11 protein-coding genes are annotated in these 14,122 nt (G+C 56.8%); 4 read left to right on the forward strand and 7 right to left on the reverse strand.

Annotated elements, in window-relative coordinates; translation table 11 throughout:
• Window positions 1-114: 114 nt before the first annotated feature.
• The 3 genes from dctP to VCA57_RS17025 all read right to left on the reverse strand — a co-directional run bounded on the left by dctP (window position 115) and on the right by VCA57_RS17025 (window position 4,598).
• Window positions 115-1,104 (reverse strand): C4-dicarboxylate TRAP substrate-binding protein DctP, encoded by a 990-nt coding sequence (gene dctP / locus VCA57_RS17015; protein WP_411186264.1) that lies wholly within the window; start codon window positions 1,102-1,104, stop codon window positions 115-117.
• Window positions 1,105-1,398: 294 nt separating this feature from the next.
• The gene (locus tag VCA57_RS17020; RefSeq protein WP_411186265.1) at window positions 1,399-2,787 is read right to left on the reverse strand and encodes a sigma-54-dependent transcriptional regulator; all 1,389 of its coding nucleotides are present in this window, start codon (window positions 2,785-2,787) and stop codon (window positions 1,399-1,401) included.
• Entirely contained in the window at window positions 2,784-4,598 is a 1,815-nt protein-coding gene (locus VCA57_RS17025) for an ATP-binding protein (protein ID WP_411186266.1), read from the reverse strand. The genes VCA57_RS17020 and VCA57_RS17025 overlap by 4 nt, the downstream gene beginning before the upstream one ends.
• Before the next feature lie 167 nt (window positions 4,599-4,765).
• On the opposite strand from VCA57_RS17025, the gene VCA57_RS17030 reads away from it, so the two are divergent.
• A complete protein-coding gene (locus tag VCA57_RS17030; RefSeq protein WP_411186267.1) occupies window positions 4,766-6,391 on the forward strand; it encodes a methyl-accepting chemotaxis protein in 1,626 nt (541 codons plus the stop codon).
• Here the strand turns inward: VCA57_RS17030 and rfbD are convergent.
• From rfbD to rfbB, 4 genes are read right to left on the reverse strand one after another with little or no spacing between them, the layout of a single operon-like run.
• Window positions 6,388-7,254: a dTDP-4-dehydrorhamnose reductase gene (rfbD, locus tag VCA57_RS17035; protein WP_411186268.1), complete on the reverse strand. Its 867-nt coding sequence runs from the start codon at window positions 7,252-7,254 to the stop codon at window positions 6,388-6,390. The two genes, VCA57_RS17030 and rfbD, sit on opposite strands and share 4 nt — an antisense overlap.
• On the reverse strand, window positions 7,251-7,796 hold the full coding sequence (gene rfbC, locus VCA57_RS17040; protein WP_411186269.1) for a dTDP-4-dehydrorhamnose 3,5-epimerase: 546 nt from the start codon (window positions 7,794-7,796) through the stop codon (window positions 7,251-7,253). The genes rfbD and rfbC overlap by 4 nt, the downstream gene beginning before the upstream one ends.
• A gap of 2 nt (window positions 7,797-7,798) precedes the next feature.
• Window positions 7,799-8,665, reverse strand: a complete 867-nt coding sequence (rfbA, locus tag VCA57_RS17045) for a glucose-1-phosphate thymidylyltransferase RfbA (RefSeq protein WP_411186270.1) — start codon at window positions 8,663-8,665, stop codon at window positions 7,799-7,801.
• Between the two features lie 11 nt (window positions 8,666-8,676).
• Complete coding sequence (gene rfbB / locus VCA57_RS17050; protein WP_411186271.1) at window positions 8,677-9,729, reverse strand: dTDP-glucose 4,6-dehydratase; 1,053 nt, start codon at window positions 9,727-9,729, stop codon at window positions 8,677-8,679.
• Window positions 9,730-10,310: 581 nt separating this feature from the next.
• On the opposite strand from rfbB, the gene VCA57_RS17055 reads away from it, so the two are divergent.
• The 3 genes from VCA57_RS17055 to VCA57_RS17065 are packed head-to-tail and all read left to right on the forward strand — an operon-like array spanning window position 10,311 to window position 14,118.
• Window positions 10,311-11,747: an undecaprenyl-phosphate glucose phosphotransferase gene (locus VCA57_RS17055; RefSeq protein ID WP_411186272.1), complete on the forward strand. Its 1,437-nt coding sequence runs from the start codon at window positions 10,311-10,313 to the stop codon at window positions 11,745-11,747.
• A 2-nt stretch (window positions 11,748-11,749) separates the two neighbouring features.
• The gene (locus VCA57_RS17060) at window positions 11,750-13,207 is read left to right on the forward strand and encodes a mannose-1-phosphate guanylyltransferase/mannose-6-phosphate isomerase (RefSeq protein WP_411186273.1); all 1,458 of its coding nucleotides are present in this window, start codon (window positions 11,750-11,752) and stop codon (window positions 13,205-13,207) included.
• Window positions 13,207-14,118, forward strand: a complete 912-nt coding sequence (locus tag VCA57_RS17065; protein WP_411186274.1) for a glycosyltransferase family 2 protein — start codon at window positions 13,207-13,209, stop codon at window positions 14,116-14,118. Before VCA57_RS17060 ends, VCA57_RS17065 begins: the two co-directional genes overlap by 1 nt.
• Window positions 14,119-14,122 lie beyond the last annotated feature (4 nt).

Raw genomic sequence — 14,122 nt, forward strand, 5'->3', positions numbered from 1 at the left:
TCCAGTGGATTAAGGGCGGTATACCCAGGCAGGTACGAGGCCTGTCTGGGTATTCAGCCAATGGCGCGGCCGGCAGGCCGCGCTGTGGTTGGTTCAGGGCTAGCCTGGACCGCCTTACTGGTTGGCTGCGTCGGCAGCCTTGATCAGGTCGGCACCGATTTCGCCTTCGAACTTGTTCCACACCGGCTTCATGGCATCGCGCCATTCATTACGCTGCTCTGGAGTCAGGGTAATGATTTCGGTGGTTTTAGCGTCGAGGATGCGTTGCTTGTCGCCATCGTTGAGGGCGCCGGCTTGTTTGTTCACTTCGGCAGTCACTTCCACGATGATCTTGTCCAGCTCGCTGCGCACGTCTTCAGGCAGGCTGTTCCAGAACTTGGTGTTAGTGATCAGCATGTAGTCCAGAACACCGTGGTTGGATTCGGTGATGTACTTCTGCACTTCATGCATTTTTTGGCTGTAGATGTTCGAGTAAGGGTTCTCGGCACCGTTAACTACGCCAGTTTGCAGGCCTTGGTAAACCTCGGCAAAGCTCATTTTGCGTGGGTTAGCTTTGACTGCCTTGAACTGCTCTTCCAGTACGGCGGATGCCTGTACGCGGAACTTCAGGCCACGGGCGTCTTTTGGCTCACGCAGTGCCTTGTTGGCAGACAGCTGCTTAAGGCCGTTGTGCCAGTAAGCCAGACCAGTGATGTTTTTCGATTCCATGGACTTCAGCAGACCCTGACCTTCTGGGCTCTGCTGGAAGCGGTCAACAGCGGCCATGTCCTTGAACAGGAACGGCAGGTCGAATACCTGGATTTGCTTAGTGTACTGCTCGAACTTGGCCAGCGATGGCGCGATCAGCTGTACGTCGCCCAGCAGCAGGGCTTCCATTTCCTTGCCGTCGCCGAACAGCGAGGAGTTCGGGTAAACCTCAACTTTGACCTTGTCGCCAAGACGCTCTTCGACGAGCTTCTTGAACAGCTCAGCACCTTGGCCTTTCGGCGTGTGCTCGGCCACTACGTGGGAGAATTTGATCACAATCGGGTCGGCGGCCTGAGCCATGCCGGCGATGCTCAGCGACAAGGCGCAAGCCAGCGCCTTTGCAGTCAATTTGAACATGGAGTCTTTCCTCTTGTTTTTGTAATGCGTGATGCGCTGTTGCGCGGTCAGTCGGGCGAGCATGCTCAAGTCTAGGCGGCCTGTCAGAAAATGATGGGCGCTGGGCAGCAATTGCCTGAACGAGTGCGTCTATTTGTCGCCTGCCAAGGTTAGAGCAACCGCCATGCCAGTCGGATATTAGTCGCTCATGAACAGCATGTAACCTAGCGCTAGAAGGGCTTGGCGAGATGTTGCAGAAGATTTCCGTGTGTTTTGTTGGTAGAAATCTTGTGGCTTGTGGCGGAAATCCGCCATTTATTCAAGGTTGTGTGGCGAGCTTCCGCCGTTGTCGGCAAAGCTCAGTCCGTGTTTACGCAGTTTGTCATGCAGGGTTTTGCGCGGCACGCCGAGGGCCTCGGCCAGGCTGCGCAGTGAGTTGTGTGAGCGGCTCAGTTCGGCACTGATCAAGCTACGCTCGAAGGCCTCAACTTGGGCATTCAGGCCGCCTTGGTGGTCTTCCTCGCTAACGGACGCGGCCTGTGCTTCCAAGTCGAGGTCCAGCTCCAGGCCTAGGGCAAAACGTTCGGCGGCATTTTGTAGTTCGCGCACATTACCCGGCCAAGAGTGGCGCAGCAGGGCCGCGCGTTGTCCGGGTTGCAGGCTGCGTTCTGGGATGCCGTGGCGGCTGCTGGCGGCTTCGGCAAAGTGCTGAAACAGCACCAGAGCATCTTCTCCGCGTTCGCGAAGTGATGGGATGCGCAGTGGCGCGACGTTCAGCCGGTAATACAGGTCGGCACGGAAGCGTCCTTGATCAGCGGCTTGGCGCAGGTCTTCTTTGGTGGCGGCGATTACGCGTATGTCTAGCGGAATCAGTTGGTTGCCGCCAAGGCGCTCAACTACGCGCTCTTGCAGCAGGCGCAAGAGTTTGACCTGGACGTCCAGAGTCATGCTTTCGATTTCATCAAGGAACAGGGTGCCGCCGTTGGCAAACTCGAATTTGCCGATGCGGCGCTTTTGCGCACCGGTAAAGGCGCCTTGTTCGTGGCCGAACAGTTCGCTTTCCACCACTGACTCGGCGAGTGCGCCGGCGTTGATTGCCACGAACGGTCCGTTGCGCCGGTTGGACAGGTCATGCAGGGCGCGCGCCACGACTTCCTTGCCGGCACCTGTTTCGCCGAGGATCAGTACGTCGCTATTAATCCCGGCCAGGGCGCCGATTTGTTCGCGCAGGCGCAGCATTGCCGGTGATTGGCCTACGAGTCGCGCCGACAGCGTGTGGCGATCGGCCAGAGCCATGCGCAGGCTGCGATTGTCCAGCACCAGGCGGCGCAGATCGAGCGCGCGCCGTACGCTATCGAGCAAGTCGTCGCTGGCGAAGGGTTTTTCCAGAAAATCATAAGCCCCTGCGCGCATAGCCTGCACCGCCAGCGGTACGTCGCCGTGGCCGGTAATCAGCAGTACGGGCAGTTCCGGGTCCTGCTCCTGCAGTTGTTGCAGCAGCTGCAAGCCATCAATCCCGGGCATGCGGATGTCACTGACTACTACACCCGGCCAGTCGCGCTCAATGCGCGCGGCCACGCCATGGGCATCGGCCAGGCTGGTGACCTTCAGGCCGGCCAAGTCAAGGGTTTGGCTCAGCGCTTGGCGCAGGTGCGGATCGTCATCGATCAGCAGTACCTGGGTGCGGGAGTCGATCATGCTCATACAACAAAATCCTCTGGCGACTGGGTTTTGATGCCCTGGTCCGCAGCGCGCAGGCGTAGGGTCAGCTGGGCGCCGCCGTCGGCATGGTTGGCGAACAGCAGTTCGCCGTCCAGGGCGCGCATCAGGGTATCGCAAATGGCCAGGCCGAGGCCTAGACCTTGGGCGCTGGTCTTGGTGGTGAAAAACGGTTCGCGGGCACGTTGCATCGCCTCCTGGCTAAAGCCAGGGCCATTGTCACGCAGGTGCAGGTCGACGCCGTTGTTGGTGATTTCGGCACTTAGCCATAGGCGGCGTGGTTGCGGTACTTCACTCAAGGCGTCGAGGGCATTGGCCAGTAGGTTGCCGAGCACTTGGCGCAGGCGGGTTTCGCCGGCTTGCACCCACAGGGTGGCTTCTGGCAGGTCGCGAATCAGTTCGACCTCCATGGTCCTCCGACGTTTTGCCAGTAGGGACAGGGCGTCGTCGATGGCTGGTTGCAGGGCCACACTTTCCGGAGCATGGCGGTCGCGTCGGGCGAAGGCGCGCAGGTGGGCGATGATCGAAGCCATACGCTCGGTGAGCTGGCTGATTAACTTGAGATTGCTGCGGGCATCTTCGCTGCGTTGATGATCAAGTAGCACGCCGGCATTATCGGCATAGCTGCGGATGGCGGCCAGCGGTTGGTTCAGCTCATGACTGATGCTCGCGCTCATGGTGCCCAGGGCCGACAATTTGCTGGCCTGCACCAGCTCGTCCTGAGCCTGTACGAGTTCTTGTTGCGCCTGTTCACGCTCTAGTACTTCTTGCTTCAGTCGGCTGTTAAGCCGCTCTAGATCCTGGGTGCGCTCCAGTACGCGCTGTTCCAGCTGCTGTCGGGCCTGGCTGTCGAGGGCGATGCGCTCCAGATAGTGACGGCGACGTTGCATCAGCAGGCTGAGCAGCAGCATCAGCAGTAAGAGTATGCCGCCGCCGGCGACCAGGGCGGTGCGTACTGGACGGTCAAGCAGGCTGCGCGGCGCGAGTATGCTGACAGTCCAGCCGGTTTCTTTGAGTTCGCGGTCCTGGCGAATCCAGTTCTGCGCATCCAGCTTGATCGGAGGTGGTGCCTGGTTTGGATAGGGTAGGTTGTCGGCAATTGCAGCGCGCTCGGCTGCGTCTAGCGGACGGCTGGCGGTAAAGCGCCACTGGCTGTTTGATGTGAGAATCACCACGCCATTGGCGTCGGTCACCAGCAGTTGTTCCGGTGTGTTGCCCCACAGCGTTTCGGTGTGGTCGAGGTCGACCTTGACCACCAGTGCGCCAAGGTTTTGATTACCGTCGCGCACGGCGGCAGCGAAGTAGTAGCCGCGTTTGCCCGACGTAGTCCCTAGGCCGAAGAAGCGACCTGGGCGGCCGGCGATGGCCTCGCGAAAATACGGGCGGAAGGCGAAATTACGGTCGACAAAGGAGTCGGCTTGTTCCCAATTGGAGGCGGCGAGGGTCTTGCCATTGGGGTCCATCAGGTAGATCACGTCGGCCCCGGTTTGCTCGCGTACTTGGTCTAGCAAGCGGCCTGCGTTCTCCTGCAGGGTGCGTTCATTGGGGCTTTGCAGTGTTAGGCGTAAGGCCGGCAGGTCGCCAAGAATGGGGGGTAGAACCTCATAGCGGCTTAGGGTGCCGAGTAGATTGGCCACGTAAAGGTCGAGGGTCTGGCGATTCTGCTCGACCAGCACGCCACGGTAGTAACGCTCGGCTAGCTGCTGCAGCGGCCACAGCAGTGGCGTCAGCAGTAGGGCGAGGATGGCCAGGCTGCGCCAACGTGGGCGGCGAGGGTGAGGTTGGACGGTGTGCATGTGCATACTCGGGCTTAGCAATCAGTTGAGAGTGGCGGTTATGCAATAACTGGGCAAGCTAGCAATATGAGCTAATACTCAGCGTGTTCGGCATCGCCCTGGAGTATTGGTGCCACCCTGCTTGCGCTCTGCATGGACGGTTGCGCTTTAGTCCTTGGAGATTCCCGATGCTGACTCAATTGACGGTAAAGGTGCGATTACTGCTGCTGGCAGTGGTGCCACTGCTGGTGTTGATTGTGGTTATTGGCATGGCGTTGTCCAACGCCAGCAAAATTAATCAAAGCTTTGACGAGTTGTTTAACGACCGCATGCGGCCGATCAATCAGCTCAAGGAAGTTTCCGATGCCTATGCGGTAACGATGGTGGATGCGTTACATAAGTACCGCGCAGGGGTGTTCGATGAGTCGACGCTGCGTAAAGCCTTCAGCGATGCGCGTAGTCGCGGTGACAAGGCCTGGGCCGAGTACATCGCCACGCGGCTGACTGCCGAGGAAAGTCGCCGGGTCGAGCGCGCCAAGCCGCAGCTGCAGAAGGTGCTGCAACTGGCCGATCAATACCTGGGGCAGATTTCCAGTGGTCAGTTACTGGCGGCGGAGGCAGGTCCATTTAATCGTACGCTGTATGACACATTCGATCCGCTGGGTGGCGAGTTGAATGGTCTTATTGATCTACAGCTGAGTGAAGGTGCGCGGCTTAACGTAGAAACTTCGGCGCAGTATCAGTCAATCCGCGACACCTTTTTGCTGATCGGTGCGTTTGCGTTGATTCTGGTGCTGGTGGCGGCGTTGTTGATCGGTCTGTCGATTATTCGTCCGCTATCTAGCCTGCGGAGTCTGATTAGCGAGGTGCAGCAGTCGTCCAATCTTACCTTGCGCGCAGATGTCAGTGGTCGTGATGAGGTGTCTGATACGGCGCGGGCCTTCAATACCATGCTGGAGCACCAGCAGGCGCTGATTCGTCATCTGACCGATACCGCTATTCAGCTGGCGGCCGCCTCCGAGGAGATGAGTGCAATTAGTGCTCAGGTTAGTCATACCGCGGTTGCTCAGGGCGACCAGACCAATATGGTTGCTACGGCTGTACATCAGATGAGTGTGGCGGTGCAGGAGGTGGCGCGTAATGCGCAGGCAACTGCGAGTAGCGCGGAAGATGCCAACAAGGAAGCGCGGCAGGGTAGCGAGTTGGTGCAGTCCAACCTTAAGTCGATCCAGGGGCTTTCAGTCTCGGTGGAGAAGGCCGGTGAGGTGATTGATGCCTTGCACAGTCAGAGTGATGAAATCAGCAAGGTGCTCGGAGTGATCCAGAGCATTGCTGAGCAGACTAACTTGTTGGCGCTTAATGCCGCCATTGAGGCGGCGCGCGCCGGTGAGGCCGGTCGCGGTTTTGCTGTGGTTGCCGATGAGGTGCGCAGCTTGGCCAGTAATACGCAGAAAGCTACCGAGTCTATCCGCGGCATGATCGATTCATTACAAAACGGTGCACGTAGCGCCGTCAGCGCTATGCAGCTCTCGCGTGAACAGGCGCAGAACAGTGTTAGTCATGCTCGCGAGGCTGGCGAGGTGCTCGGTCACATCGCTCATACGATCGAAGGCATTGCTGACGGCAATGTGCAAATTTCGGCGGCAACCGAAGAGCAGACTGCCGTGGCCAATGAGATCAGCCAGAACATCAGCAGTCTTAACGACAGCATTGGTGAGGTGGTCAACGGTGCTGAACAGAGCTCGCTAGCCAGTCGCGATCTGGCGCAATTGGCTAGTGGTTTGCAGCAGCAGATTCAGCGCTTCACGGCTTAGCTGCGGCTCAGGCACTCGGTCAGTGCGGCTTGCCAGTCCGGCAGTTGGACTCTCCAGTCTTGTTGCAGGCGACTGCAATCCAGGCGCGAGTTGAGTGGGCGTTGCGCGGGCGTTGGGTAGGCGCTGCTGGGGATCGGGTGCAGCGTCGCCACGCGTTTGCCCTGGCTGTGCAGGTGTGCGGCAATCGCACTGGCGAAACCGAACCAGCTGGTCTGGCCTAGCGCCGTCAGGTGATACACACCCCAAGGCCCTGCTTGGCCACTGCGCCACTGTTCGATCAGTTGCGCGGTGGTGTGGGCAATGCTGCCCGCCCAGGTCGGTGCGCCGACTTGGTCGTCCACGATGTCCAGCGCGTCGCGTTCCTGCAGCAGGCGCTGCATGGTCAGCAGGAAGTTGCGCCCGTGCTGCGAATAGACCCAGCTGGTGCGCAGAATCAAGTGCATGCCGCCTGCCGCCTGAATCGCCTGCTCCCCGGCAAGTTTGCTGCGCCCATAGACGCTCAGCGGATGGGTCGCATCGTTTTCACGGTAAGGATCGGCTTGGTTGCCATCGAACACGTAATCGGTGGAGTAATGGATCAGTGGGGTGCCCAGCTCTGCCGCAACTTCGGCAAGCATGCCGGGCGCCGTGGCGTTGATCGCGAAGGCCTGTTCCGGTTCGCTCTCGGCCTGATCGACTGCGGTGTGCGCGGCTGCATTGATGATCAGTTCGGGGCGTAGCTGTTTGACGTGCTGGCGAATCAGTTCGGGCTTGGCCAGGTCAAGCTGATTGCGGCCGAGCACGGTCAGCTGGTTTGCACCACAAAGGCTGCGCTGCAGCTCTTGGCTGACCTGGCCATGCTGGCCTAGCAACAGAATCTTCATGGGAAAACCTGCGCGTCGACAAAGCGAAGGCCTGCCTGATCCTTGGCTGAGAGTTGCGGTGAGTCGTCCAGCGGCCAGTCAATGGCCAGTGTCGGGTCATCCCAGCGAATGCAGCGTTCGTGTTCGGGTGCGTAGTAATCGGTGGTCTTGTAGAGAAACTCGGCGAACTCACTGAGAACCACAAAGCCATGGGCAAAACCTTCCGGTACCCACAGCTGGCGATTATTCTCGGCGGACAAGTGCATGCCGACCCAGCGGCCGAAGGTAGGCGAGCTGTGGCGTAGATCCACGGCCACGTCATAGACTTCGCCGGCCGTAACTCGGACCAACTTTCCCTGTGCCTGTTGTACTTGGTAATGCAAGCCGCGCAATACGCCGCGTTGTGAGCGCGAGTGGTTGTCTTGGACAAACTCGCGCTGTAAGCCGGTGGCCTCGGCGAAGTGGCGGGCATTGAAGCTCTCGAAGAAAAAACCGCGCTGATCGCCGAATACCTTGGGTTCGAGAATTATCACCTCTGGAATATCAGTGCGAATAACTTGCATGGTCACTCCTCGGCCAATCTGAACAGGTATTGGCCATAGCCGGTTTTGCCGAAGGCTTGTGCCTGTGCCAACAGTTGCTCGCGGTTAATCCAGCCTTGTTGGTAGGCGATTTCCTCTAGGCAGGCGACCTTCAGGCCTTGGCGGTGTTCGATGGTTTGTACGTACTGTGAGGCGTCCAGCAGACTGTCGTGGGTGCCAGTGTCGAGCCAGGCAAAACCACGGCCGAAGCGCTCAACACGCAAGTCGCCGCGCTGCAGATAGGCGTTGTTGACGTCGGTGATTTCCAGCTCGCCGCGCGGTGAGGGTTTGACTGCCTTGGCAATCTCGATCACGTCGTTGTCGTAGAAGTACAGGCCTGTCACCGCGTAGCTCGACTTCGGTTCTGCGGGTTTCTCCTCGATAGAGATGGCCTTGCCTTGGGTGTCAAACTCGACCACGCCAAAGCGCTGCGGGTCATTGACCCAGTAACCGAAAACGGTCGCGCCTGTTGGCTCGGCCGCTGCGCGCAAAAGCTTCTCAGTGAAGTGTTGGCCGTGAAAGATATTATCGCCAAGGATCAGGCATACCGAGTCAGTGCCAATAAACGTCTCACCAAGCAGAAAGGCTTGGGCGAGGCCGTCGGGCGAGGGTTGCTCGGTGTACTCGAAGCGCACGCCAAATTGGCTGCCGTCGCCGAGCATCTTGCGAAAGTTTGGTAAGTCTTGCGGTGTGGAGATGATCAGGATGTCGCGTACACCGGCGAGCATCAGTACCGAGATCGGGTAGTAGATCATTGGTTTGTCGTAGATCGGCAGCAGTTGTTTAGACACGCCCAGGGTTATGGGGTGTAAGCGGCTGCCAGAGCCGCCAGCGAGAATAATGCCTTTCATCGTGCTGATCCTTAAAGTGCGCCGAGGCGTTCGCGCTGGTAGCTGCCATCTTGCACGCGGCGGCACCAGTCGAGATTGTCCAGATACCAAGCCACTGTCTTGCGTAGGCCGCTGGCGAAGGTTTCTTCTGGCTTCCAGCCTAGTTCGCGTTCGATCTTGCTGGCGTCGATGGCGTAACGCAGGTCGTGACCAGGGCGGTCAGTGACGAAGCTGATCTGTTCTTTATAGGAGCCGTTCAGTCGTGGGCTCAGCTCATCCAGTAGCGTGCAGATGCTTTCCACCACATGCAGGTTTTTCTGCTCGTTGTGCCCGCCGATATTGTAGGTTTCGCCGACCGTGCCCTCGGTTACTACCTTTAATAGCGCGCGGGCGTGGTCTTCCACGTACAGCCAGTCGCGCACTTGCTGGCCGTTGCCATATACCGGTAGTGGCTTGCCATCCAACGCGTTGAGGATGACCAGTGGGATCAGCTTTTCTGGGAAGTGGTAAGGGCCGTAGTTGTTCGAACAGTTGGTGATCAGCACCGGCAGCCCATAAGTCCGTTGCCAGGCGCGAACCAGGTGGTCGGATGCTGCTTTACTCGCAGAGTAGGGTGAGCTGGGTGAGTAGGGTGTGGTCTCGGTAAACAGGTCGTCCACCCCGTGCAGGTCGCCATATACCTCATCAGTGGATATATGGTGAAAGCGAAACGCCGTCTTGCGCTCGGGGGAGAGTTGCGACCAGTAGCTGCGCGTGGCCTCGAGCAGTGCGTAGGTGCCAACAATATTGGTTTGAATAAATGCTGCCGGGCCGTCGATGGAGCGATCGACATGGGATTCGGCCGCCAGGTGCATGATCGCGTCTGGCTGAAACTCAGTCAGGGCTTGGCTAACGGCCACGCTATCAGCAATATCCGCCTGCAAGAAGCTGTAATGTGGATGGTCGGCAAAACTGGTGAGTGACTCGAGATTGCCGGCATAGGTCAGCTTGTCGAGATTGAGTACGCAGTGCTCGGTAGCGCTCAGTAGGTGGCGAATCAGTGCTGAGCCGATAAAGCCGGCACCACCGGTGATGATGATATGCATATTAATTGCCTAACTTGAGGGGCTTATTACTAGGTGCGGCAGTTGTGTGGGTTTATGGCATTGTTGGGCTGGCTCTGAAAAGCCTAGCTCCGGAAAAACCATCTCTGCAATAAAGCGAGTTGGAGTTTACTCGGTTCAAAAAGCTTGAGTTTCCCGAGATTTGTTTAGTGGATAGCGTATAGGAAAATAAGGGTTAGACGATAACGGCAGGTTGCTCGACAGTTATTTCTTTTGTGCGGGCCTCAAGCATCGCATGCCTTATAGCGTGGTGGGGCTGCACCCCCGCTTGCGAAAGCTAGGCAGTTTTTTCGAGAAAGATCTTTCCTAGGTAGTCCCAGGTGCGCGGATTTTCGAGAGTGTTGCGTGCGCAACTATGAGGGAGAGGCGCGTTTTTTGGTCTAGTGTTTTAATGGCGTCAATATTCAGTCGCCAGGTGATGGCGTATAGCCAATATTCAGCTTGAAATGCTTGTTTGAATCATGGTTTAGTCCGCGCTACTTGGATGGGGCTTTGTGCCGATAAGTTGACGTTTTTTGTTCGACTTTAGCCGTTGTGCGCTGATTTCAGGTCAAGGGGTGTGTGTGCGTCAGCATCAGGTAGATAGTTTGCTTTTGGCGCGGCCGGGATTTATTGAGTATTTCTTGGCGGCTATTCGCATTTTGCATGGGGTTACTGCCGTTTTTCCTGGCTTCGTTCTGTTATGGCTGTTGACTGATGATTTTGTTAATTTAAATCACAGTTATGTGGGGCTTTTACTATTCTTCGGAATGTTGAGCGTTTTGATGTTTCAAGCGCTTGGTGTTTATTCCGAAGAAATATTCAGTAATTCTTTGCGCTTTCGTATTATGTTTTTTGCTTGGACGGCTGCATTTTGTTTGCTGTTGTTTATGCATCAGGCGCTTGAGCTTTTTCGCTATATATCGCTACCTCTTTTGGTGCTTTGGTTCACCTTCAGTCTTGCTGCTTTTGGTGTTGAGCGCTTATTGCTGTTAGCTGTTTTTCGTTCCTTGATAAAACGTGGCCATTTTCTGCAGACTGCGGTGATTGTAGGTGGTACTGAAAATGGTATTCGGCTCGCCCAGTATTTGTTGCGTGGGCAGGACCTTCGTTCGGGATTGCTTGGTTTTATTGACGACCGGATAGGTCGCATGCCGGAGACTCTGGCGGGTTTGCCGTTGATTGGTAATAGCGGCCAATTAGAGAAAATGATTCGTGAGGAGCGGGTGACCCAGGTGTTAGTCGCTCTGCCGTGGTCTGCGGAGAACCGTATTGGGCAGATTGTGCGTAATCTGCGGCGTTTCCCGGTAAATGTCTTGCTGGTGCCGGATATGATTGCTTTTCGACATGCGCACAATCGAATCACCAATGTTGGTGGTTTGCCTATGTTTAATGTGTCGAAGATTCCGCTGGCAGGGTGGTCGCCATTAATTAAGCGGATTGAGGATGTGTCGCTTGCTGGCTTGGCTGTTATCGCGCTGCTGCCGCTGATGTTGTTACTTGCGTTACTTATCAGGTTTGATTCGCCAGGTCCTATATTGTTTAGGCAGAAACGCTATGGTTATAACGATCGCTTAATAGAGGTTTTTAAATTTCGTTCAATGTTTCATCACCAAACTGACGCTAATGCCGAGCGGCAAACGACACGGAATGACGACAGGGTCACGCGGGTCGGCCGGTTTATTCGTAAAACAAGCCTGGATGAACTCCCGCAGTTATTCAATGTGCTGATTGGCAGCATGTCAATGGTTGGGCCTCGCCCCCATGCCACTGCAACAAAGGCGGCGGGTGTGTTATTTGAAGACGCGGTAGAGCAGTACAGCGCGCGTCACCGAGTGAAGCCAGGCATCACCGGTTGGGCGCAGGTTAACGGCTATAGAGGCGAAACCGACACGCTGGAAAAAATCGAGAAGCGAGTGGAATACGATTTGGAGTACATCGAGCGTTGGTCGGTCTGGTTCGACCTTTACATCCTGTTCCGCACGATACCTGCGTTGCTGTTTACCCGAGAGGCCTATTAGCCATGAGTGCTCTGATTCCTTGCATCATTGCTGGTGGTGCCGGTACGCGTCTGTGGCCTGTTTCACGCGAGGCTATGCCCAAGCCGTTCATGCGCCTAAGTGATGGGAATAGCCTGCTGCAAAAGACCTTTGAGCGTGTAGCTGGGCTTGATGACGTAGCGCAGCTGCTAACTGTGATCAATCGTGAATTACTGTTTCGTACGCTTGATGATTATCGCCCGCTGAATAGTGGGCACCTGTCGTTGGATTTTCTGCTTGAGCCAATGGGGCGTAATACGGCACCCGCCATCGCCGCAGCCGCACTGCATGTTGCCCACCATTACGGTGAGGATGCGCATCTGCTGGTGTTGCCAGCTGACCACCTAATTACCGATCAGGTTGCTTTCGTTGCTGCCATTGCGCAGGCGCGTGATTTGGCTGAGTCCGGTTGGTTAGTAACGTTTGGCATCCGTCCGGGGCATGCCGAGACGGGGTATGGCTATATCCAGCAGGGCGAAGTGCTCGGTGAGGGCGGTTTCAGCGTGGCCAGCTTTGTCGAAAAGCCTGATCTGGTTACCGCTGAGGCCTACCTGGCCGGCGGCAAACACCTGTGGAATGCTGGCATGTTTTGTTTCCGGGCCGATGTTCTGTTGCGCGAGTTGCGCGAACATGCGCCGCAAGTGGTCGAAGCCGTAGAGAAGTGCTTGAGCCAAAGCCAATCAACAAACGGCAAGCAGGGCACGCAGTGTGAGCTTGATAGCCAAAGTTTCTCCGCGGTGACTGACATCTCCATTGACTATGCGTTGATGGAACGTTCTTCCCGAGTAGCGGTGGTTCCCTGTGACCTGGGCTGGAGTGACATTGGCTCTTGGCAGGCGTTGCGTGAGTTGAGCGAAGCCGACACCAATGGCAATCAGATCAATGGTGAGGTGGTGCTGCACAACGTGCGTGACTGCTACATCGATTCTCCAAAGCGTCTTATTGGGGCTGTTGGGGTCCATGATCTGGTGGTGGTTGATACGCCGGATGCTTTGTTGATCGCAGATGCCAACAGTACTCAGGACGTTAAGTACATTGCCCAGGAACTCAAACGTCGGGGCCATGAGGCCTATCGCTTACACCGGACTGTGACCCGGCCCTGGGGAACCTATACGGTGCTCGAAGAGGGTGTGCGCTTTAAAATCAAACGCATCATGGTGCGTCCGGGAGAATCGCTCTCGTTGCAGATGCACCATCATCGCAGCGAGCACTGGATTGTTGTCAGCGGCACCGCGCGCGTGATCAATGGCGAGCGTGATTTCCTGCTCAATACTAATGAGTCGACCTTTATTCCTGCTGGTCACAGCCATCGGTTGGTCAACCCTGGGGTGATTGATCTGGTGATGATCGAAGTGCAGAGCGGTGAGTATCTGGGTGAGGACGATATCGTCAGGTTTAACGACATCTATGGCCGTGTCCAAGATGTTGAGGTGCCGGGCTGATGTCGGTTGCGCTGATCATTCCAACGCGTAATGCCGCGGCCCATCTTGACCGGCTATTGCCGGCGTTGGCGGCGCAGAGCTTGCAGCCCGATGAGCTTTTGGTGGTCGACAGCAGTTCCAGTGATGACACCGTTGCGCGTTTTCGTGAGTTCGGTGCGCGTGTTGAAGTGATTGCGCCGAAGCAGTTTAACCATGGCGGTACACGGCGTTGGGCCAGCCAGCAGGTTGCTGCGCAGGCGCTTATTTGCCTCACTCAGGATGCCATTCCGGCCAGTCCGGAGAGTTTCGCTCAGCTTGTGGCGAATCTATACAGTGAGCCAGATATTGGCGTCGCTTACGGTCGTCAGTTACCCCATCCGAATGCCGGTTTGCTCGGTGCTCAGTCGCGCCGCTTCAACTATCCGCCGCAAAGCCGCAGCAAGCGCTTGAGTGATGCGGCAGAACTTGGCATCAAAACCTGCTTCAGCTCTGACTCCTTCTCGGTCTACCGTCGCGACGCCCTTGAGGCAATTGGTGGCTTTCCGTTGGACGTGATTGGCAGTGAGGATGCATATGTTGCGGCCAAGCTGTTACTGAGCGGCTATGCGGTGCGTTATGCCGCCGATGCTGAGGTGCAGCATTCGCATGACTATCGTGTGCTTGAGGAGTTTCGCCGCTATTTTGATATTGGCGTGTTCTACGGACGTGAACGCTGGATTCGTCAGGCATTCGGCTCGGCGGGTGGCGAAGGCTTGCGTTATGTGAAGGCGGAGCTGCAGGCCGTATACACTGCAGGCGCTGCCTGGCGGGTGCCCGAGGTATTATTGCGCACAGCCCTGAAATTGCTTGGTTACCGCCTTGGTCATCATGAGGCGTATTTTTCCAGTTCGATCAAGCGCCACCTAAGCATGTATTCCAATTACTGGACCTAGACCT

The sequence above is a fragment of the Pseudomonas sp. genome, assembly GCF_046581935.1.
Lineage (GTDB): Bacteria > Pseudomonadota > Gammaproteobacteria > Pseudomonadales > Pseudomonadaceae > Aquipseudomonas.